The organism is Lonsdalea populi (genome assembly GCF_015999465.1).
In the GTDB taxonomy this organism is placed as follows: domain Bacteria; phylum Pseudomonadota; class Gammaproteobacteria; order Enterobacterales; family Enterobacteriaceae; genus Lonsdalea; species Lonsdalea populi.
Window position 1 is genome coordinate 1,685,894 of the sequence record NZ_CP065534.1, and the last position, 19,757, is coordinate 1,705,650.

General features: G+C 57.5%; 13 protein-coding genes and 2 pseudogenes. 9 read left to right on the forward strand and 6 right to left on the reverse strand.

Annotated features, from left to right (window positions below):
• Positions 1 to 46 precede the first annotated feature (46 nt).
• Together I6N93_RS07340 and tyrR are read left to right on the forward strand one after the other, a co-directional pair.
• Positions 47 to 1,288, forward strand: coding sequence for an MFS transporter (locus I6N93_RS07340; protein ID WP_085684306.1), 1,242 nt, complete (start codon positions 47 to 49; stop codon positions 1,286 to 1,288).
• A gap of 98 nt (positions 1,289 to 1,386) precedes the next feature.
• Positions 1,387 to 2,961: a transcriptional regulator TyrR gene (gene tyrR, locus I6N93_RS07345; RefSeq protein ID WP_085684304.1), complete on the forward strand. Its 1,575-nt coding sequence runs from the start codon at positions 1,387 to 1,389 to the stop codon at positions 2,959 to 2,961.
• Between the two features lie 174 nt (positions 2,962 to 3,135).
• Here the strand turns inward: tyrR and I6N93_RS07350 are convergent, their stop codons facing one another.
• Together I6N93_RS07350 and I6N93_RS07355 are read right to left on the reverse strand one after the other, a co-directional pair.
• Positions 3,136 to 3,672 (reverse strand): GNAT family N-acetyltransferase, encoded by a 537-nt coding sequence (locus I6N93_RS07350; RefSeq protein ID WP_085684302.1) that lies wholly within the window; start codon positions 3,670 to 3,672, stop codon positions 3,136 to 3,138.
• Positions 3,660 to 4,562: pseudogene (locus I6N93_RS07355) on the reverse strand (helix-turn-helix transcriptional regulator). Before I6N93_RS07355 ends, I6N93_RS07350 begins: the two are co-directional and overlap by 13 nt.
• 143 nt (positions 4,563 to 4,705) lie before the next feature.
• Between I6N93_RS07355 and I6N93_RS17450 the strand changes: the two are divergent.
• Positions 4,706 to 5,224 carry a hypothetical protein gene (locus tag I6N93_RS17450; RefSeq protein WP_373853575.1) on the forward strand — a complete coding sequence of 173 codons (519 nt, stop codon included), beginning with the start codon at positions 4,706 to 4,708 and terminating at the stop codon, positions 5,222 to 5,224.
• A gap of 54 nt (positions 5,225 to 5,278) precedes the next feature.
• Here I6N93_RS17450 and tpx read toward each other — a convergent pair whose 3' ends face one another.
• Complete coding sequence (gene tpx / locus I6N93_RS07365) at positions 5,279 to 5,782, reverse strand: thiol peroxidase (RefSeq protein WP_085684298.1); 504 nt, start codon at positions 5,780 to 5,782, stop codon at positions 5,279 to 5,281.
• Positions 5,783 to 6,215: 433 nt separating this feature from the next.
• On the opposite strand from tpx, the pseudogene I6N93_RS07370 reads away from it, so the two are divergent.
• Both I6N93_RS07370 and zntB read left to right on the forward strand, forming a co-directional pair.
• Positions 6,216 to 7,832: pseudogene (locus I6N93_RS07370) on the forward strand (peptide ABC transporter substrate-binding protein).
• Positions 7,833 to 7,878: 46 nt separating this feature from the next.
• Complete coding sequence (gene zntB / locus I6N93_RS07375) at positions 7,879 to 8,919, forward strand: zinc transporter ZntB (RefSeq protein WP_085684296.1); 1,041 nt, start codon at positions 7,879 to 7,881, stop codon at positions 8,917 to 8,919.
• Between the two features lie 314 nt (positions 8,920 to 9,233).
• Here the strand turns inward: zntB and ttcA are convergent, their stop codons facing one another.
• Positions 9,234 to 10,172: a tRNA 2-thiocytidine(32) synthetase TtcA gene (gene ttcA, locus I6N93_RS07380; protein ID WP_085684294.1), complete on the reverse strand. Its 939-nt coding sequence runs from the start codon at positions 10,170 to 10,172 to the stop codon at positions 9,234 to 9,236.
• A 294-nt stretch (positions 10,173 to 10,466) separates the two neighbouring features.
• Here ttcA and I6N93_RS07385 point away from each other — a divergent pair, with 294 nt between their 5' ends.
• Positions 10,467 to 10,772: a putative hemolysin gene (locus I6N93_RS07385; protein ID WP_085684292.1), complete on the forward strand. Its 306-nt coding sequence runs from the start codon at positions 10,467 to 10,469 to the stop codon at positions 10,770 to 10,772.
• Positions 10,773 to 10,788: 16 nt separating this feature from the next.
• Here the strand turns inward: I6N93_RS07385 and I6N93_RS07390 are convergent, their stop codons facing one another.
• Positions 10,789 to 11,778, reverse strand: a complete 990-nt coding sequence (locus I6N93_RS07390) for a 2-hydroxyacid dehydrogenase (protein ID WP_085684290.1) — start codon at positions 11,776 to 11,778, stop codon at positions 10,789 to 10,791.
• Between the two features lie 338 nt (positions 11,779 to 12,116).
• On the opposite strand from I6N93_RS07390, the gene I6N93_RS07395 reads away from it, so the two are divergent.
• Positions 12,117 to 14,720 carry a YdbH family protein gene (locus I6N93_RS07395; RefSeq protein ID WP_085684288.1) on the forward strand — a complete coding sequence of 868 codons (2,604 nt, stop codon included), beginning with the start codon at positions 12,117 to 12,119 and terminating at the stop codon, positions 14,718 to 14,720.
• A gap of 8 nt (positions 14,721 to 14,728) precedes the next feature.
• Complete coding sequence (locus I6N93_RS07400) at positions 14,729 to 14,965, forward strand: YnbE family lipoprotein (protein ID WP_085684286.1); 237 nt, start codon at positions 14,729 to 14,731, stop codon at positions 14,963 to 14,965.
• A gap of 40 nt (positions 14,966 to 15,005) precedes the next feature.
• On the opposite strand, the gene I6N93_RS07405 is transcribed toward I6N93_RS07400, so the two are convergent.
• The gene (locus tag I6N93_RS07405) at positions 15,006 to 15,611 is read right to left on the reverse strand and encodes an FMN-dependent NADH-azoreductase (RefSeq protein ID WP_085684284.1); all 606 of its coding nucleotides are present in this window, start codon (positions 15,609 to 15,611) and stop codon (positions 15,006 to 15,008) included.
• Positions 15,612 to 15,865: 254 nt separating this feature from the next.
• On the opposite strand from I6N93_RS07405, the gene hrpA reads away from it, so the two are divergent.
• The gene (gene hrpA, locus I6N93_RS07410; protein WP_085684282.1) at positions 15,866 to 19,753 is read left to right on the forward strand and encodes an ATP-dependent RNA helicase HrpA; all 3,888 of its coding nucleotides are present in this window, start codon (positions 15,866 to 15,868) and stop codon (positions 19,751 to 19,753) included.
• The last annotated feature ends 4 nt before the right edge of the window (positions 19,754 to 19,757 follow it).

Here is a 19,757-nt window from a genome sequence, read left to right on the forward strand (position 1 = left end):
TTGCACTCACGATGACACTCGGCCGGCCTTTTCATGTGATGCCACTATGCGTAATGATCGACTGCGATTGCCGCTTCTGATTCTGTTCGCTTTGCTTGCTCTTGCGCTCAATCTGCGCAGTCCGCTGACCGCGATTGCGCCGGTCATCGACCAGATCCGCGCCGATTTATCCATCAATGTAACCGTGGCGGGGCTGCTGACCTCAATTCCCGTGCTGTGCTTCGGCCTGCTGACGCCGTTGGCTTCGATACTGATCTCCCGCATCGGCATAGAAAGGGCGATTATGGCGTCGCTGATTGGCGCGGCGCTGGGGACGTTGCTGCGACCACTGGGCGGCGTCACGCTGGCGTTGGTGGGGACGCTGGCGATTGGCGCGTCACTGACCGTTGGCAATATCGTCTGCCTGATGGTGATCGCCCGGGACTTTAATCAGCGCCGCAATATGGCCACCGGACTTTATACGGCGGCCATAAATGTCGGCACCATGCTGACCTCCGCGCTGACCGCGCCGTTAGCACTGCTGCTTGGCTGGCGGGTCGCGCTGGGAATCTGGTGCGTGTTGGCAATATTGGCGCTGGCCGTCTGGGGGAGTGTCATTCAGCGCAAACGCGGCGCGCGTCAGACCGAGGATGACGCACCGGCCGCACTCAAGGTTCAGATGAGCCTGTCGCCGTCGCCATCGCTAGCGTTCTGGCGTCAGCCCATTCTGTGGTATCTGGTGACGGCTTTCACCGTCCATCTCTTTATTTATTACGGTATGACCGCCTGGCTGCCGGCCTATCTGACGCAAGAAGCGGGAATGAGCCTCGCCGAGGCCGGGCTTGTCGCCTCAGTCTTCCAAATCATGGCGCTGATCGGTTCGTTCGGCGTACCGATGGCGGCCTCGCTATGGCGTGTGCCGCGGACGCTATTGCTGACGGTCGTCGGCGTATTCTGGATGCTGACGCCGGCGGGCATGTATTACTGCCCGCATCAATGGCCGATCTGGTCGTTGGCTAGCGGCATCGCGCAGGGCGGCGGGTTTACCGTCATTTTCATGTTGATCATGGATCACGCCCGCGATCTGGATGAAAACCGCCGCTTCTCCTCGGCCGTACAGGGCGTGGGCTATACGCTGGCATCGGTCGGACCGCTGGTCACCGGTGGGCTTCATACATTGTGCGGTAACTGGGCCGTCAGTTTCCTGCTGCTTTCCGCACTCGCCATTCTGATGCAGGCGATGGGCATCGCTATCGGTCTGATGAAGCGGAGCGCGGCGCCCCAGGCCGAAAATCGTGCGTCAGACTAAAGTGTCAACTTTTGCTGACACTCTACTTCATCCGACGACGGCGAATAGGGTATCATTTGGTCTTTATCCCCCGCGCGCCTGATGAAGAAGGTAAGTTGATGCGTCTGGAAGTTTTTTGTAAAGACCGTATGGGCCTGACCCGTGAACTGTTGGATCTGCTGGTGCGGCGCAACATCGATCTGCGCGGCATCGAAATTGCCGCTGCCGGACGAATTTATCTCCATGTTGATTTGCTGCGCGTCGAGGATTTTCAGGCGCTGATGGGGGAAATCCGTCGGACGGACGGCGTCAGCGATGTCCGTACCGTGGCTTTCATGCCGTCCGAACGCGAGCACCGCGCGTTGAAAGCGCTGCTGGAATCCATGCCCGAAGCCGTTTTTTCCGTCGATCTGAAAGGTCACGTCGAAATGATGAACGCGGCGGCGTTGACGTTGTTCGGGCAGACGGCGGAAAAGGTGCCTCAGTTAAACATCAGCCAGCTGATCGGCCGCTACGCTTTCAACCGCTGGTTGGAGCAGGGCACTAAACCGGAAACGGAGCGGGTCGTAGTCTGCGGCCGGGATTTCCTGCTGGAGGTCACGGCGGTCTATCTGGATGACGTTAGCGGGGAACGGGTCGTCTCGGGGGCGTTGGTGATGCTTAAATCCACCGCGAGAATGGGACATCAGTTACAAAACCTGTCTGCGAACGATGACCGCGTTTTCGACAAAGTCGTGGCCGTCAGTCCGACGATGCGTCAGGTGATGGAGCGGGCGCGTAAGCTGGCGCCGCTGGATGCGCCGCTGCTGATTGTTGGCGAAACCGGCACTGGTAAGGACATGCTGGCGCGCGCCTGCCATCTGCGCAGCCACCGTTCAGGACAGCCGTTTTTGGCCCTTAACTGCGCGGCATTGCCGGACGACGTGATGGAAAGCGAGCTTTACGGTCATGCGCCTGGCGCTTATCCGAACGCGCTGGAAGGCAAAAAAGGCTTTTTTGAGCAGGCAAACGGCGGATCGGTGCTGCTGGATGAAGTCGGCGAGATGTCGCCGCAAATGCAAACCAAGCTGCTGCGTTTCCTTAACGACGGCACGTTTCGCCGCGTGGGGGAAGAGCATGAGCTGCACGTCGACGTGCGGGTAATTTGCGCCACGCAGAAAAACCTGCTGGAACTGGTGCAGCGCGGCCAGTTCCGGGAAGATCTTTATTATCGCCTGAACGTGTTGACGTTGGAGCTGCCGCCGTTGCGGGCGTGTCCGGAAGACGTCATGCCGCTGGTTGAATTGTTCGTCGCGCGTTTTGCGGATGAACAGGGAATGCGTCATCCGCGCATTGCCCCCGAAGTCCGGCAACTTCTGCCCCAGTACGGCTGGCCGGGCAACGTGCGGCAGCTGAAAAATGTGATTTATCGGGCGCTGACCCAGTTGGAAGGCGACGCGCTGACGTTACAGGATATCGACTTGCCCGCGTTCTCCTCTGCGCTGGCGCACAGTGAAACGCTGCTGGAAGGTTCACTGGATGACATCACCAAACGGTTTGAACGCTCCGTTCTGACTCGGCTCTACCAGAGCTATCCCAGCACGCGTAAGCTGGCTAAGCGACTGGGCGTCTCTCATACCGCTATCGCCAACAAGCTGCGCGAGTACGGGTTGAGCGCCCGTAAAGCACCGAGCGACGAAGAGTCATCGTCTTAAATACCCAGCCCTGGCGGTAGTCCGTTGATGCGACCTATTTGACGGCTTGCTGCCGTCCTTTCCTTACTCAGCCCCATCCGTATGAGTCAGCACCGCGTCCAGCATTGGCTGCGCGGTCGCCTTCATTCCCTACCTATTTTGATTGCGGGGTGTACCGCGTTCCTCCCCTGTAAATTAACGCGCGGGGATTAGCGAATAAACGGCGGCGTCGGTGGGTTGACCGTGGATGACCAGGCGGTTGTAGGCGATACCCTCGAAACGCGCGCCCGCTTTTTCCGCAATGCGGCGGCTCGGCAGGTTGCACTCGGCCGCAATAATCTCCAGTCGCGTCAGGCCCAGCTGTTCGAAACCGAAGGCGATAATGACCTTGACGGCCTCCAGCGCGATTTGCTGCCCCTGCTCAGACTGACGGACCCAATAGCCGATATTTCCCATCTGATAGCCGGATTGAATGCTGTTGATGCCGACGGAACCCATCAGCCGCCCGGATGTTTGTTCGAAGATGCCGAGATCAAATGCCATGCCTTCATGAATTCGCAGCGCGCTCTGAGCGACCCAGTGTGAAATCTCGGGGACGTTGTATTCATCCGTGCACCATGACAGCCAGCGTCCGACGGTATCTCTGGACTCCCGGACCGCCTCTGCGATCTGCGGAATATCGTCCGCGGTGAAAGGGCGAATAAAGAATCGTGACGTGATTAACGGAAACATCGTGCATTCTCCTGCTTTCCAATAGGGGGCAACCGGTACGGTTCAGACGGGGAAACCCTACGGGGCCAGTTTTCCAGCGTCTGTTTATCCTGCGCTTCCGCAGGCATATAGACCAGCATCCGATCGCCGTTATGGCTGCCCGTCCACCCGTTAATCTGCCGCAGAGCAATGACCCCCAACCGCGGGTGCTGGAAACGCTTCACCTTGTTGATCATGCCCTGGATCTCGTAGCGCTGATGCCACAGTTGCCGGAACTGTTCTGATTGGTTAAGGCCGCGTTTCCCAAAGCGTTTCGCCGCTATGTTCGGCCAGCCGCGCTCGGAACATGGCCACCATGTTGGGCAGGAATTCCTGCAAGTCCGCCAGGCTTTTTTGCCAGTCAGGGTGCGTAAAGGCCAGATAGATGCAGTTGCGATCTTCGTGCGCAATAAGATTCAAATCGATATTGAGCAGCCGGCACCAGGACTGATTGACGGGCGTTAACGATGACGGCGGGATAGGGATTGAGCTGGTTCAGAATCGTCTGGCTGTCTTCGTTGATTTTCTCGCAGCTGGCGCACCGTCGGTGAAAAAGGCAGTTCCGCCAGCATAAACAGGTGTCGGGTCTCCACCTCATTGAATTCTAGCGCCTTGGCGATCGCCAGCAGCACTTTGGCCGACGTTTTGATAGGGCGTCCCTGTTCCAGCCAGGTGTACCAGGTAATACCGACATCGTCCAGCAGGGCGACGTCTTCGCGACGCAGCCCCGGGGTACGCCGCTTACGCGGGGTAGATAGCCCCAGCCGCTTCGGGTCAAGGCTCTCCCTGCGCGTGCGCAGAAATTTTCCAAGCGTGAGCCTGCGGTTTTGTTCGGTATTGTTGAGAGGAGGGGCCGTCGTGAGTTCCGACATATCAGGACTCCAAGCCAGACAGGTGGAATTTATAGCAGGATAATCAAGAATGGGTACCCGTTTTAATTAGCTACGATGCTAGCGCCCGTGGACGATGAATACAATGGGTACGCACAATGAAATAAAGTTCACGGGTGAACGGGTTGAGTCGTATCGGTCTGGTGGTATTACTGGCCGGACAACGCCTGCCGATGATTGATTTTTCCATCGTTAACGTCGCGCCGGAATCTATTACCCGCTCGCTCTCCGCCAGTCCAGCTAAACTCGAATTGATTGTCTCGGTTTACGGTGTGGCCTGCGCCGACGCTGTAAACGCTGTTGTTTGCGGTCTAAGTGGTCGGCTTCGGTCAGGTGTTCATCGTCAGCAGCTTTTATCGCCTCTTTTTATCGAATGTGCCGGTTCCCGATGCTGGGTCGGGCGGCGCGCTGTTGTCCACGTTGCAGCCGATGGCGATGGGAATGGGACCTATCGTATTGGCTCAGTGCTGGTTCACCTGTTGCATTCCACTGAGGTACGCTATGACATCGCGCTAATCGACTTGTTGGGCGTGGAGTGGAGCGTGATGTTGCTGTTGATGGTGGGTGCATGCTGGATGCATTGTCGAAGCACCCGGTCCGAAACGAATCAGGGAAAGAGGACGTTTCAGGTCGTAGGTAAGTGAGGAGTAGCAACCTTCCGGCGTGGATGGCCGGAAGGCTGTGGCAGGAAATTGCGCTTATTTAAGGGAAGCCAACGCCTTATCGTAGTCCGGTTCGGTCGTAACTTCGTCGACCAGTTCGCTGTGCAGGACAACGTCATTTTCATCCAGCACGACAACGGCGCGCGCCGTCAGTCCCTTCAGACCGCCCTCGGCGATAGCCACGCCGTAGTTCTCTTTAAACTCAGCGCCGCGCAGCGTGGACAGCACTTCCACGTTATTCAGTCCTTCAGCGCCGCAGAAACGCGCCTGAGCGAAAGGCAGATCGGCGGAGATACACAGTACGACGGTGTTGTTCAGCTCAGAGGCCAACTGATTAAATTTACGCACGGAGGTTGCGCACACGCCGGTATCAATGCTCGGGAAGATGTTCAGGATTTTACGTTTGCCCGCGTAGTGGCTCAGCGGAATATCAGAAAGGTCTTTTGCCACCAGTGAGAAAGCCTTGGCCTTGCTGCCTACAGCGGGGAATTCGCCGGAAACCGGTAGCGGCTGACCTTGGAAGTGTACATTCTTTGACATCGTTGCGTCCTTTATTACAGGTGGTTAACAAGGCGTTCAGTGTAGGGCAACATCATCAACATTGGTATAAAAAAGTAAGTCTACTTAATTCGACTTAAGTCCCGGTTAAATCACGGTTTAGCATTCTCCCCTTGGGATTATGGACTTTCGGTTCGGCGTTTTGTCTTGGGCGTAGCCCATGCGCGATAACGGCTGGGGCCGTATGCCAAATGTCTGTTTTTGGCGTCATTCCGATAGGCAAAATTTAATTTCAGGCTATGATAATGCATCGCCCGAAAGGGGGATTAATGTTGTTTTTTCAGAGGCATCCGCAGAGAAAATACCGTCGTAGAAGAAAGATTAACCTCGGGGCTCCATACGGAGGTTTTCAGGACCGTTGGGGCCGGTATTTTTTGCGGCCCGCGCAGCCGCTATTTTAAGGAACGTACCCATGATGCCATTTTGCTATTCCGCCCTGTGCGTCGGGCTGCTGGCTGCGCTGACAGGCGCCGTCAATGCAGCGCAAGTTCCCGCCGGAACCGTGCTGGATGCCAAACAGGAAGTGGTCCGCCATATCAAGGATGAACCCGCTTCTCTGGACCCGATCAAGGCCGTGGGCTTGCCCGAAATCCCGGTGATTCGCGATCTGTTTGAAGGTCTGGTGAATCAGGATGAACACGGCAATCCCGTTCCCGGCGTGGCGGAACGCTGGCAGACCAGCGACAACCGCACGTTTACGTTTATTCTGCGCGATAACGCGCGCTGGTCGAATGGCGACCCTGTCACCGCGAAAGACTTTGTCTACAGCTGGCGACGCCTGGTCACGCCTGCCAATACCTCATCCTTCAACTGGTTCGCCAGTCTGGCCGGGATCGTCAATGCAGACGAGATTCTGGCGGGAAAATTGCCGCCGGACCAACTGGGCGTCGTGGCGATGGACGACCACACGCTGAAGGTGATGCTGAGCCGACCCGTGCCGTATTTTGTCAACCTGATGGCGAACTTCAGCCTGTTTCCGGTGCATCAGTCGACGGTGGAAAAGTATGGCGCTGACTGGACTCGCCCCGGCAATCTGGTGGGTAACGGCGCGTTTAAGCTGGACGAAAGGGTGGTCAATGAAAAGTTGGTGCTGACGCCGAATGAGCACTATTGGGACCATGCTCACACGGTACTGCGTAAAGTGACCTATCTGCCGATCAGTCAGGAGTCCAACGCCACCAAGCGCTATCTGGCCGGCGATATCGATATCACCGAATCGTTTCCTAAAAACCAGTATCAGAAACTGCTGAAGACGCTGCCGGGCGAGGTCTATACGCCTGCACAGCTGGGCACCTATTACTATGCGTTCAATACCCAAAGAGCGCCGACCAGCGACCCGCGGGTGCGCAAGGCGTTGTCGTATGCGATTGACCGGCAGGTGATTACACAGAAGGTGTTGGGCACGGGCGAGAAACCGGCCTACCGGCTGACGCCGGACGTGACCAGCGGGTTCACGCCGGAACAAAGCGAGCTGGAGCAGTATTCGCAGGCCGAGCTGAATGCGCAGGCCAAAGCGCTGGTGGGGGCTGCGGGTTATGGTCCGGGTAAACCGCTGAAACTGTCTCTGCTGTACAACACGCAGGAAACTAATAAACAGGTGGCTATCGCCGTCGCCTCAATGTGAAAAAAAACGCTCGGGGTCGACGTCAAACTGGTCAATCAGGAGTGGAAAACCTATATCGACAACCGCAACAGCGGTAATTTCGACGTTATCCGCGCCTCCTGGGTGGGCGACTACAATGAACCATCGACGTTTTTATCGCTGCTGACCACGCAACACAGCGGCAATATTTCGCGCTTCAACAACGCGGAGTACGACCGCCTGATGAAGGATTCGGGCGGCCAAACGGACGGCCAAGGGCTAAATCACGAGTACAATCAGGCCGAACGAATCCTTATGAATGAAGCGCCTATCGCGCCGATTTATCAGTACACCAACGCCCGCCTGATTAAACCCTGGGTGAAAGGCTATCCCATTAACAATCCTGAAGATACCGCCTATAGCCAAATGCTTTACATCATCAAACACTGATCTTGCTATCCCCGTCCCGGTGCCTGCGCGCCGTGGCGTTGCCGTTATGGTCAGAAACGCTAAGATAGTGATCAAGGTGAGTCAATGGGAGAGACCGGTGGAAGCAGACGTGTTTAATGGAAACGCATTGCAGCGCACGGGCGCCGTATTTTCTTATCAGTTGGATGGAAAAGGCGGCGTCGTCCCTATCCATGATGAAGAAATCGTCAACAACACTCAGCCCTGCTGGTTGCATCTGGACTCTACCCACCCTGAGAGCAGCCGCTGGCTGCAGGAAACCCGGCTGTTGCCGGACACGGTGCGCAACGCGCTGTCCGGAGAAAGCGCGCGGCCCCGCGTGAGTCGGCTGGGAGAAGGCACGCTGATCACGCTGCGCAGCATTAATTACAATGGAGACGCGCGGCCGGATGAGCTGGTGGCGCTCCGTATTTACATCACCGACAAACTGATTGTCTCGACTCGCCGCCGCAAGGTGGCGGCTATCGATGCCGTGATGAGCGATCTAAAAGAGGGTAACGGCCCGACAGACAGCAGCAGCTGGCTGGTTTACATCGCCGAGGCGCTGACCGACGATACCAGCGAGTTTATCGACCAGCTTCACGAACGCATCATCGATCTGGAAGATGCGTTGCTGGAGCAGGAGATGCCGGCGCGCGGCGAGCTCTCTCTGATCCGCAAACAGCTGATTGTCCTGCGCCGCTACATGACGCCGCAGCGCGATATTTTTTCTCGTCTGTCGGGTGAAAAATTGTTCTGGCTGCAGGATGACGACCGCCGCCGGATGCTGGAAATTGCCGAACGGTTGGGAAGAGGGTTGGAAGACCTGGACGGCAGCATTGCCCGCACCGCGGTCATCGCGGATGAGATCAACACCCTGATGGCGGAGTCGATGAACCGGCGGACGTATAACATGTCGGTGCTGGCAATGCTGTTTCTACCGATGACCTTTCTGACCGGGCTGTTTGGCGTCAATCTGGGGGGGATCCCCGGCTCAGGCAGTTCGATTGGATTTATCTCTTTCTGCATGATGCTGGTCTTTATGGTGCTGATAATTGCCTGGTGGTTAAAACGAAGCAAATGGATGTAGGGATCGCCGATTTTTTCCAGTGGAAAAGTGCGCCGTTGCCGCCCGGTACTAAAAAACCACCCAACTTTGAGCAACATCAACATTCCAAAACGGCGTGTACGGCAAGATTCCGGCTGCAGGTGAATGCAACGTCAAGCGATGGACGTTGCGCTCCATATTGTCTTACTTCCTATTTTGAATGACTGTATAGCACACTTAATTCACACCTAGCCGGCAAAGTTATGCCGGCTTTTTTTTTCGTCTGTACAACAACCCTCTGCGCCGTAAAAAAACAGCCGGTACTAAGACCGGCCGCTGCAGACGTGTTCTCGCCTTTATTTGACTTCGACGACATCCAACCGCTGATCGGCGGGAGGCGCTATCTCGTCATCCTCAGGCTGCCAGCCTAGCGGCTGTAGGGGGATTGTTTCTCGATCGAACGCCAGATCGCCGCCGTCCACCACTTCGCTGTTGTGGGTAATGGATTTGAAATCGAACAGCGTTTCGTCGGCCAGATGGGACGGCACGACGTTCTGTATGGCGGTAAACATGGTTTCGATGCGTCCCGGATAGCGTTTATCCCAGTCACGCAGCAGATCTTTAATTACCTGACGTTGCAGGTTGGGCTGCGAACCGCATAGATTACAGGGGATAATGGGGAAGTGTTTCGCCTCGGCGAAGCGCTCGATATCCTTTTCTCGGCAGTAGGCCAACGGGCGGATCACCACGTGTTTACCGTCGTCGCTCATCAGCTTGGGCGGCATACCTTTGAGCTTACCGCCGTAAAACATGTTCAGGAACAGGGTCTGCAAAATATCGTCGCGATGATGCCCGAGCGCAATCTTGGTCGCTCCGAGTTCGGTGGCGGTGCGGTACAAAATGCCGCGTCGCAGACGCGAGCACAGCGAACAGGTGGTTTTCCCTTCGGGAACCTTCTCTTTGACGATGCCATAGGTATTTTCTTCAACGATTTTGTACTCGACGCCCAGGCTGTCGAGATACTCCGGCAGCACATGTTCCGGAAACCCCGGCTGTTTCTGGTCCAGATTCACGGCGACCAGAGAAAACTGAATCGGCGCGCTCTGCTGCAGGTTGCGCAATATTTCCAGCATGGTGTAGCTGTCTTTGCCGCCGGAGAGGCACACCATGATGCGGTCGCCGTCTTCGATCATGTTGAACGCGGCGATGGCCTCGCCCACGTTGCGGCGTAAGCGCTTCTGGAGTTTATTCAGGTTGTACTGCTGTTTGGGCGTCACCGATTCAATTTCTGACATTTCACTGTGGCTCACGTTCAGTTTTGGGCAGGGTTAGGGCATAAAGCTTATGGCGGGCAAGTTTATCATCAAGCGCCGTCACAATCGCTATCTCATTGTTCTCATCGTTTTGCCTCAACGCCGGTCGGTGATTTCTCCGTTGTTTTAAAGCGGAGAGCGGCGCCTAATCCGTTTTTGTATGGACATTTTTTCCATTTTCAAAAAAACTTTCACTGCTAACGGCTTGCTGCTCTGCTAACACGCAATAAACTGTGGTAAATAGGATTGGGACTCATTGGGTGGTGAGGGCGGGACATGAAAGTGTGGCAGGGGATGTTGGCAGGGATAATGCTGGTGCTGGCCGGGTGCGGCAGCAGCGAAAAAGCGGCGGAAAAGAACGCGGTCGTGCCGGCAGAGGCCGTCAGGTTATCCGCGCAGGAGATGACTGCCTGGCAGGGTAAGGATTCGGCGGCGGCGTCTTGTACGCTGGCCGGTGGTAAAATTGGCCTAGCTCGTCAACTCAACGGCGCCAGCGTGGGAACGTGTCTGCTGACCAACGGACGTCGCTGCGACGCCCAGTCGCTGGAAGATGGCTCCTGCCTGGCCGGTGGATTACGCTAGCCGACCGGCAGCAACGTTAGGTCAGCGCGAACGGGCAGACTTCGCGGAGGCTAATCTGATGCAAGCTTTGCAGCGTGGTGCCCGCAATGCTGGTCAGCGCTTCCTCCGTCAGAAAAGCCTGATGTCCCGTGAACAGCACGTTATGGCAGGCGGAGAGCCGACGAAAAACGTCATCCTGAACGACATCGTTCGAGTTGTCGCTAAAGAACAGTGCGCGTTCGTTCTCGTAAACATCCAGTCCCAGCGCGCCGATTTTTTGCTGTTTGAGGGCGTCGATCGCGGCCTGTGAATCAATCAACCCGCCCCGGCTGGTATTGATGACCATTACGCCGTCCTTCATCTGCGCAAATGCGGCTTCGTTGAGCAAATGATGATTCTCCGGCGTGATGGGGCAATGCAGGGAAATGACGTCCGATTCCGCGTACAGCGTTTTCAGATCGACATATTCCGCCCCTAACTCTCTTGCCTGCGGATTGGGATAGGGATCGAACGCCAGCAGGCGCATGCCAAATCCTTTCAGGATGCGCAGCGTCGCCACCCCGATTTTTCCCGTACCGATGATCCCCGCGGTGCGCCGATGCATATTAAAACCGATCAGCCCTTCCAAGGAAAAATTAGCATCGCGTGTGCGCTGATAGGCGCGGTGGATCCGTCGGTTGAGGCTCATCATCATACCGACGGTATGCTCCGCCACGGCTTCGGGCGAATAAGCTGGCACGTAAACCACCGCGATCCCCAGCGCTGTGGCGGCGTCGAGATCGACGTTATTGAAACCGGCGCAGCGCAGAGCCACTATCTTCACGCCGAGCGCGGCCAGTTCGGTCAGCACCTCGCGTCCGCCGTCGTCGTTGACGAAAATACACACGGCATCAAATCCCTCAGCGGTTTTCACCGTCTGTGGACTCAGCATGAAATCGTAGTACTCCATCTGGTAGCCGTAGCCCTGATTAACCCGGTCCAAATATTTACGGTCATACTGTTTGGTGCTGTAGACAGCCAGTTTCATTATCGTTTACCCCGCTATTTCTAGGTTAGGCTAGCATAAAATAGTGAGCGCGCCGGAAAGCCACCGCCCATGTCTGTTTCGTGCTGCGACAGCGTTCATCAGAATCATGGGGTTTTTCGAGGTGTCTGCAATCAGCATACCTTATATCCGGCGGTCTGCGTGAAGGGTGGTATCTGTTACGTGAGGGGACTATTATGCAGGCCGATGAATGTTCGCTGTTTTTCGCGACGGAAGTCGTTGAATAGCGAAATACTGCTACTGTTACAGGTGCGCTCAATTTCGCATGGCGCGGGATCTATGCCGTGCTCACCAAAGACTGATATGCATAATGATGGCGAATGATTAAACATTTTCTACCTCGCGTGGGCCTTGGGCTGGGTGCTATCGCGCTGGTGATACTGATCGGCGGGTTGACGTTGCCGCTGTGGCTGCCCCGTTTGCTGACCTTTCTGGCGCCGCTTGGCGTCACGGTAACGTTGGATGAACCGCCTTCCTGGCAACAGGACGGACTCACCGTGCCGGGCGTCGCCATACACTTACCCCAATGTGATTTACTGACCGTCGATAATGGCCGCCTGACGAGACAAAACGGCAACTGGCGTATTCGTATCGCAAACGTGGCGCTGGACGGAAGCTGTCTCGCGCAGTGGCCGCAAAGTGCGGACTCTGCCTCAGAGACGGCAATGAGTTTGTCGAAATGGCAGCGGCGTCTGCCCGCCGGCGAGGTGATCATAGACCGTATGACGCTGACGCCGTGGCTGGATGGCGTCAGCGCGCTGCATCTCACTTCTCGTGATGGGAAGCAATCACTGAACATCGATAATGAACGTCTGAAGCTACAGGCCGACCTCGTCGGCTGGACATTGACACTGCGACGTGCGGAGTTGACCGCGCTGCCCAATCGCCCGCCGCTGTGGATACAAGGCGAAGTACAGCTTTCAGATTCGCTGACGAGCCTTCCGGAATCGGGCCGTTTGCAGGTAAGCCGACTGCCGTTCGATTTACCGGAGCCGGTGATAGCGACGCTAAACTGGCAGGATTCTCAGGGAGAGCTGAGGGTAGCGAAAGAGGCGGACACATCGCCGTTGTTGAGTCTGCCGTGGCGCGTCAGCGCGGACGCTATCACCGTCAGCGAGGGGCGCTGGACGTGGCCGTACAGCGCGCAGCCGGTCTCAGGCGGATTATCGTTGGCGCTGCGCGACTGGCACCAGATATATGGACCGCCCCAACTTGAGGCGCGGGCCAATATGTTGACGCAGGGCCACAACGGCCGCGCCAACGCTGTATTGACGTTAGGGCCGGGTTCGCTCGGGCTCAGCGACAGCAATTTGCGTATCCAACTGGCCGGACAGGCCAATCTGGCGAATCTGTCCTTTTCAGCCACGCTGCCGGGCGTGCTGCGCGGCGCGTTGCTGGATCCCGATCTGGTCTTGCTACCCGGCTCTCTGCTCCGCGCCTGGGGACAGCCCCAGCCGGGCCTGACGTTGGAAGATGCGCGCTGGCCGCTGGCCGGGATCGTGGTCAATACGCAAGGCGTGAGCGGACGTCTGCAGGCGATTGTCAAAGCCAATGACGCCTACTGGGGACGCTTCAACCTGCATATGGACGGCAAAGCGGATCGCTTCTGGCCGGACAACGGTGTCTGGAACTGGCGCTACTGGGGAAAAGGACAGTTGCCTCCGTTGCAAGGGCGGTGGGATATCGCCGGTCGCGGTCGCTGGGAAGACGCATTGCTGGAAGTCAGCACCTTATCCAGCGGGTTGAACCAGCTGCGTTACGGTGCGATGACCGTCGCCAAACCCCGACTGACGTTGGTGCAGCCGTTGCGATGGCAGCGAGATCGGGCGCAGGATGCGTTCGCGGGTGCGTTCCGGTTAGTCGCTGACCGTATCGCATTCAGCTCTGCCGGTGCATTACCGCCCGCCGAGCTGAACGTTCAGGTGCAGGGCGAACATCCCAATCATTTCCTGTGGCGCGGCGCGTTGCAGGCCAAAGAGATCGGGCCGGTTAAACTGGTCGGGCGCTGGGACGGCGAGCGCCTGCGTGGCAGCGGCTGGTGGCCGCCGCAATCGTTGCGCGTATTCCAGCCTTTGCTGCCGCCGGACTGGAAAATCAAGCTGCGCCGCGGGCAGTTTTACGGACAGGGCGCGTTTTCTGCGGCCCGCGTACAGGGTTTTCGCGTCGGCGGTCACTGGGTGGTCAAAAATGGCAGCGCCTGGCTCAACGGCGGCGACGTCAGCGGCGTAGACTTCGTTCTGCCTTATCGCTATGCCGATCCGCGTTGGCAACTGGGGATTTCGCGACCGGTCTCGTTGCGTATCGCCGAGTTGAACAGCGGATTCCGGATACAGAATATCCAGGCCGATGTGTTTGGCGCGTATCCCTACAGCGAACGACACCCGCTCACACTGGACGGGGTAGAGATGGACCTGCTGCGCGGGAAGGTTTCTCTGACGCCGCTGCGTTTCCCGCAGCGTGATGCGGCGCTGCTGAGAATGGACGGAGTTGAAACCAGTGAACTGATGACCGCGATCAAAGTGAAAAAGGTGGCGTTGTCCGGCCGCATCAGCGGCGTATTGCCGATCAATTTCAATCATCCGACGATGCTGGTGCAGAACGGCCGCGTGACCAACGACGGCGCGTTAACGCTGAGACTGGATAAGGATCTCGCGGATGAAGTGGCGCAGAGCGATATGGTCAGCGCCGCGCTGGTGCGCTGGCTGCGCTATCTGGAAATTGACCATTCGGATGCGACGCTGCAACTGAGCAATCAGGGGGAACTGTTGATGAAATCCTCTATCAGCGGCCATAATTCGCCGCGAGATGCTCGGCAGCAGGTCGATCTGAACTATCGTCATCAGGAAAATCTGTTCCAGCTATGGCGTAGCCTGCGCTGGGGCGACACGATTCAGAACGCGCTTGAGCAGCGGTCAACCCAATAAGGAACCACATGATGTATGACAGACGAGCCGCTTTATGGCTGACCGCCCTTGTTCTGACCGGTTGTACGCCGCGCATTGAAGTGACCGCGCCGGAGACACCGATCACCATCAACATGAATGTGAAGATCGATCACGATATTCACATCAAGGCGGATCCAGAAGCCACGCAACTGCTGGAAAAGTCGGATACCGACGTTGCGGAGCAGATAAAAAAAAGCGCGCCTACTGGCGCGCAGAAAGAGTAGTACTGCCAAAGCACTTAACACGAACGAGGGAAGAAAGAGTTTACGCGAAGGCCCGTTGAGTGAGCTGGGCCTTCGCGTCCTGCAAGGCTTTCTGAGCGACTTCCGGGCCGTAGCCAATGCCTTCGGCAAACACGAATTCGACGTCGGTGATGCCGATAAAGCCCAACATCAGCTTCAGATACGGCGCGACCAGATCGCTCGCGGTGTCTTTGTGGATGCCGCCGCGGCTGGTCAGCACCAGAGCGCGTTTTCCTTTCACCAGACCTTCAGGGCCTTGCTCGGTATAACGGAACGTCACGCCGGCGCGGGCGATAAAATCGAAATAGTTTTTCAACTGCGTCGAAATGTTGAAGTTGTACATCGGCGCGTTGATCACAATGAGGTCATGAGACTGCAGTTCGTCGACCAGCGTATTGGATAACGTCAGCGCTTCCTGTTGACGCGGCGTCAGCGGCGTTTCTGAGGGGCGGAGCGCACCGACCAGCTCGCCGTCCAGAACGGGTATCGGCTGTGCGGCCAGATCGCGCACGGTGATGGCGTCATCGGGGTGCGCCGCCTGCCACTCTGCAACAAAATGGTCAGCCATTTGGTTAGACTGAGAGTCATCCGCCAGAATGCTGGATTTCAGCACTAGTACTTTCTTCATTGCCTGTTCCTTGTCTCGGAGAGTCAGTTGGTGGAGTCACCGCGGCGTCGAGCGCCAATGGGTTTCATCATAAGCAGGCTAATAGAAACGCGATAGCGTAATATTTCGAGAACCTTGTTCGATTTAATTGAACAACGCGGCACGGAGGCTGGTTATAGCCAGCGGCGTCAATGTGATACCATGCCCGCCGCCAAATCCAAGCGTGGCATCCAGTCTCTGCGCCACGTCTGCCAGACGTATTTAAGGAACCAACCGTGAAATCACAGCTCACCGCATTTTATCCCCACATCAATGCGTTAATGCTGCGCGACCAGCAACGGCTGCGTCGCCGGGTTCAGGGCGCCCTGAAGGTGAAAAATCCTGAGGCGCAGGCGGCCATCGCCCGCGAAATCGAAGCCGACGTGGCGACGGCCCGCCAGCGGGTGGAAAACCGCCGCGCTTCGCTGCAGGCCATCCGCTATCCCGACGCGTTGCCGGTCAGCCAGAAAAAAGACGCCATTATGAAGGCGATTCGCGATCATCAGGTGGTGATTGTAGCCGGGGAGACCGGGTCGGGGAAAACGACGCAGCTGCCAAAGATGTGTCTGGAGCTGGGCCGTGGCGTGACAGGTTTGATCGGACATACCCAGCCGCGCCGCCTGGCGGCGCGCACGGTGGCGGATCGTATCGCCGCCGAACTGGACATCCCGCTCGGTGGTACGGTGGGCTATAAGGTTCGTTTTAACGATCAGGTCGGCGACAACACGCTGATCAAACTGATGACGGACGGGATCCTGCTGGCGGAAATTCAACAAGACCGGCTGTTGATGCAGTACGACACCATCATCATCGATGAAGCGCACGAACGCAGTCTCAATATCGACTTTATCCTGGGTTATCTGCGCCAGCTGCTGCCTAAACGGCCCGATCTCAAAGTTATCATTACCTCGGCGACGATCGACCCGCAGCGCTTTTCTCGTCACTTTGACAACGCGCCCATCGTCGAAGTTTCCGGCCGCACCTTTCCGGTGGACGTTCGTTACCGGCCGGTGGTGGAAGAGGCCGAGGACAGCGACCGCGATCAGCTGCAGGCCATTTTCGACGCGGTGGATGAGCTGAGTCACGAAGGACCGGGCGATATTCTGATTTTCCTCAGCGGCGAGCGCGAAATTCGCGATACGGCGGATGCGCTGACGCGACGCGATTTGCCGAACACCGAAATATTGCCGCTGTATGCGCGCCTGTCCCATCAGGAGCAAAACCGCGTTTTTCAGTCACATCACGGCAGACGCATCGTGCTGTCCACCAACGTGGCCGAAACCTCGCTGACGGTGCCCGGCATTCGTTATGTCATTGACCCCGGCACGGCGCGTATCAGCCGTTATAGCTATCGCACCAAAGTGCAGCGCCTGCCGATCGAAGCGATTTCTCAGGCGTCCGCCAACCAGCGTAAAGGCCGCTGCGGACGCGTTGCGGCAGGGGTATGCATCCGCCTTTATTCGGAGCAGGACTTCCTGTCGCGCCCGGCGTTTACCGATCCGGAGATATTGCGCACCAATCTGGCGTCCGTGATTTTGCAGATGACCTCGCTCGGTCTGGGCGATATCGCTGCGTTTCCGTTTGTAGAAGCGCCGGACAGCCGCCATATTCAGGACGGTGTGCGGCTGCTGGAAGAGCTGGGCGCGATCCAGACGGCGGAAAACGGCCATTATCGACTGTCTCCGCTGGGCCGACAGCTGGCGCAACTGCCTATCGACCCCCGATTGGCGCGCATGGTGCTGGAAGCGCAGAAAACGCGCTGCGTGCGCGAAGTGATGATCGTGACCGCCGCGCTGTCGATTCAGGACCCGCGCGAACGGCCGTTGGACAAAAAACAGGCATCGGACGAAAAACATCGCCGTTTCGCCGATAAAGAGTCCGATTTCATGGCCTTCGTCAACCTGTGGAACTACCTGCAGGAGCAGCAGAAAGCGCTGTCGTCGAGCCAGTTCCGTCGCCAGTGCCGCACCGACTTCCTCAACTATTTGCGCGTGCGCGAATGGCAGGATATCTATACCCAGCTGCGTCAGGCGGTGAAAACGCTGGGGCTGCCGGTCAATAGCGAACCCGCGGACTACCGCAGCCTGCACTGCGCGCTGCTGACCGGCCTGCTGTCCCACATCGGTCAGAAAGACGTAGAGAAGCCGGAGTTCAGCGGCGCGCGCAATATGCGCTTCTCCATTTTCCCCGCCTCCGGTCTGTTCAAGAAACCGCCCAAGTGGACGATGGTGGCCGAGCTGGTGGAAACCAGCCGTCTGTGGGGGCGCATCGCCGCGCGGATTGAGCCGGAGTGGGTGGAGCCGCTGGCGCAGCATCTGATCAAGCGCAGCTACAGCGACCCGCACTGGGAAAAAGCCCAGGGCGCGGTGATCGCGCAGGAAAAAGTGACGTTGTACGGTTTGCCTATCGTCGCCGCACGCAAGGTCAACTACGGCGCGATCGACCCGGTGGTGTCCCGCGAGCTGTTTATTCGTCACGCGTTGGTGGAAGGCGACTGGCGAACGCGTCATGCGTTCTTCCGCGCCAACTTGAAATTGATGGCCGAAGTCGAGGATCTGGAAAACAAATCTCGTCGCCGCGACATTTTGGTGGACGATGAAACGCTGTTTGCTTTCTACGATCGGCGGATCCCGCACGATGTGGTGTCCTCCCGGCATTTCGACGCGTGGTGGAAGAAGGCTGAAACGGATAACCCCGACCTGCTCAACTTCGAAAAAACCATGCTGATCAAGGAGGGCGCGGGCAGCATCAGCGCACTGGACTATCCCAACTTCTGGCAGCAGGGCAACCTGAAGCTGCGGCTGAGCTATCAGTTTGAACCGGGCGCCGACGCCGACGGCGTTACCGTGCATATTCCGCTGCCGATCCTCAATCAGGTTCAGGACGAAGGCTTTGAGTGGCAGATCCCCGGCGTTCGTCGCGATCTGGTGATTGCGTTGATCAAGTCGTTGCCAAAGCCGATACGCCGTAGCTTCGTGCCTGCGCCAAACTACGCCGAAGCCTTCCTGGCGCGCGCCAAACCGCTGGAGCGTGGTCTGTTGGATGCGCTGGAGCGTGAACTGCGCCTGATGACCGGCGTCACCATTCCTCGCGAAGAGTGGCATTGGGAGCAGGTGCCTGAGCATTTACAGATAACCTTCCGCGTTATCGATGAAAAAAATCGCCCGTTGCGTGAGGGCAAAAGCCTGAGCGCGCTGAAAGAGCAGCTCAAAGAGAAAGTGCAGGAGACGCTGTCCGCCGTGGCGGACGACGGCATCGAACAGAGCGACTTGCATATCTGGAGCTTCGGCGATCTACCCACTCGATACGAACAGAAACGCGGCGGCTACGCGGTCAAAGCCTATCCTGCGCTGGTGGACGAAAAGAACAGCGTGGCGATCCGGTTATTCGATACGCCGCATCAGCAGCAGGAAACCATGTGGAAAGGGCTGCGTCGGTTGCTGTTACTGAATATTCCATCGCCGATCAAATACCTGCATGAAAAGCTGCCGAACAAGGCGAAGCTGGGGCTGTACTTCAACCCTTACGGCAAAGTGCTGGACCTGATTGACGACTGCATCGCCTGCGGCGTGGACAAACTGATCGCCGAGGCCGGCGGCCCGGTGTGGACCGAAGAGGGGTATCAGCGTCTGCATGATAAAGTCCGCGCGGAGTTGAACGATACGGTGGTCGACATCGCCAGTCAGGTGGAGAAGATCCTCACGGTGGTGTTCGCCATCAATAAACGTCTGAAAGGACGGGTGGATATGGCGATGGCGCTGGGGTTGAGCGATATCAAAAGCCAAATGAGCGGTCTGGTGTTCCGCGGCTTCGTCACGGAAAGCGGCTGGCAGCGACTGCCGGACGTCTTGCGTTACTTGAACGCGATCGAACGGCGGTTGGATAAGCTGGCGCAGGACGTCCACCGCGACCGCGCGCAGATGTTGAAGGTGGAGCAGGTGCGTCAGGCGTGGCAGCAGTGGTTGAACAAGCTGCCGCCGGATCGGCAGGAAGAGGAGGAGGTAAAAGCCATTCGCTGGATGATCGAGGAGCTGCGGGTCAGCTACTTTGCTCAGCAACTGGGCACGCCTTATCCAATCTCCGATAAGCGCGTGCTGCAGGCGATGGCGCAGGTGGCGGAGTAACGGC

What these genes read in the sequence shown, in the direction of transcription:
- I6N93_RS07340 (WP_085684306.1), top strand. Translation starts at nt 47, where the DNA reads ATGCGTAATGATCGACTGCGATTGCCGCTTCTGATTCTGTTCGCTTTG.
- tyrR (WP_085684304.1), top strand. Translation starts at nt 1,387, where the DNA reads ATGCGTCTGGAAGTTTTTTGTAAAGACCGTATGGGCCTGACCCGTGAA.
- I6N93_RS07350 (WP_085684302.1), bottom strand. Translation starts at nt 3,672, where the DNA reads ATGTTTCCGTTAATCACGTCACGATTCTTTATTCGCCCTTTCACCGCG.
- tpx (WP_085684298.1), bottom strand. Translation starts at nt 5,782, where the DNA reads ATGTCAAAGAATGTACACTTCCAAGGTCAGCCGCTACCGGTTTCCGGC.
- zntB (WP_085684296.1), top strand. Translation starts at nt 7,879, where the DNA reads ATGGTCAGAAACGCTAAGATAGTGATCAAGGTGAGTCAATGGGAGAGA.
- ttcA (WP_085684294.1), bottom strand. Translation starts at nt 10,172, where the DNA reads ATGTCAGAAATTGAATCGGTGACGCCCAAACAGCAGTACAACCTGAAT.
- I6N93_RS07385 (WP_085684292.1), top strand. Translation starts at nt 10,467, where the DNA reads ATGAAAGTGTGGCAGGGGATGTTGGCAGGGATAATGCTGGTGCTGGCC.
- I6N93_RS07390 (WP_085684290.1), bottom strand. Translation starts at nt 11,778, where the DNA reads ATGAAACTGGCTGTCTACAGCACCAAACAGTATGACCGTAAATATTTG.
- I6N93_RS07395 (WP_085684288.1), top strand. Translation starts at nt 12,117, where the DNA reads ATGATTAAACATTTTCTACCTCGCGTGGGCCTTGGGCTGGGTGCTATC.
- I6N93_RS07400 (WP_085684286.1), top strand. Translation starts at nt 14,729, where the DNA reads ATGATGTATGACAGACGAGCCGCTTTATGGCTGACCGCCCTTGTTCTG.
- I6N93_RS07405 (WP_085684284.1), bottom strand. Translation starts at nt 15,611, where the DNA reads ATGAAGAAAGTACTAGTGCTGAAATCCAGCATTCTGGCGGATGACTCT.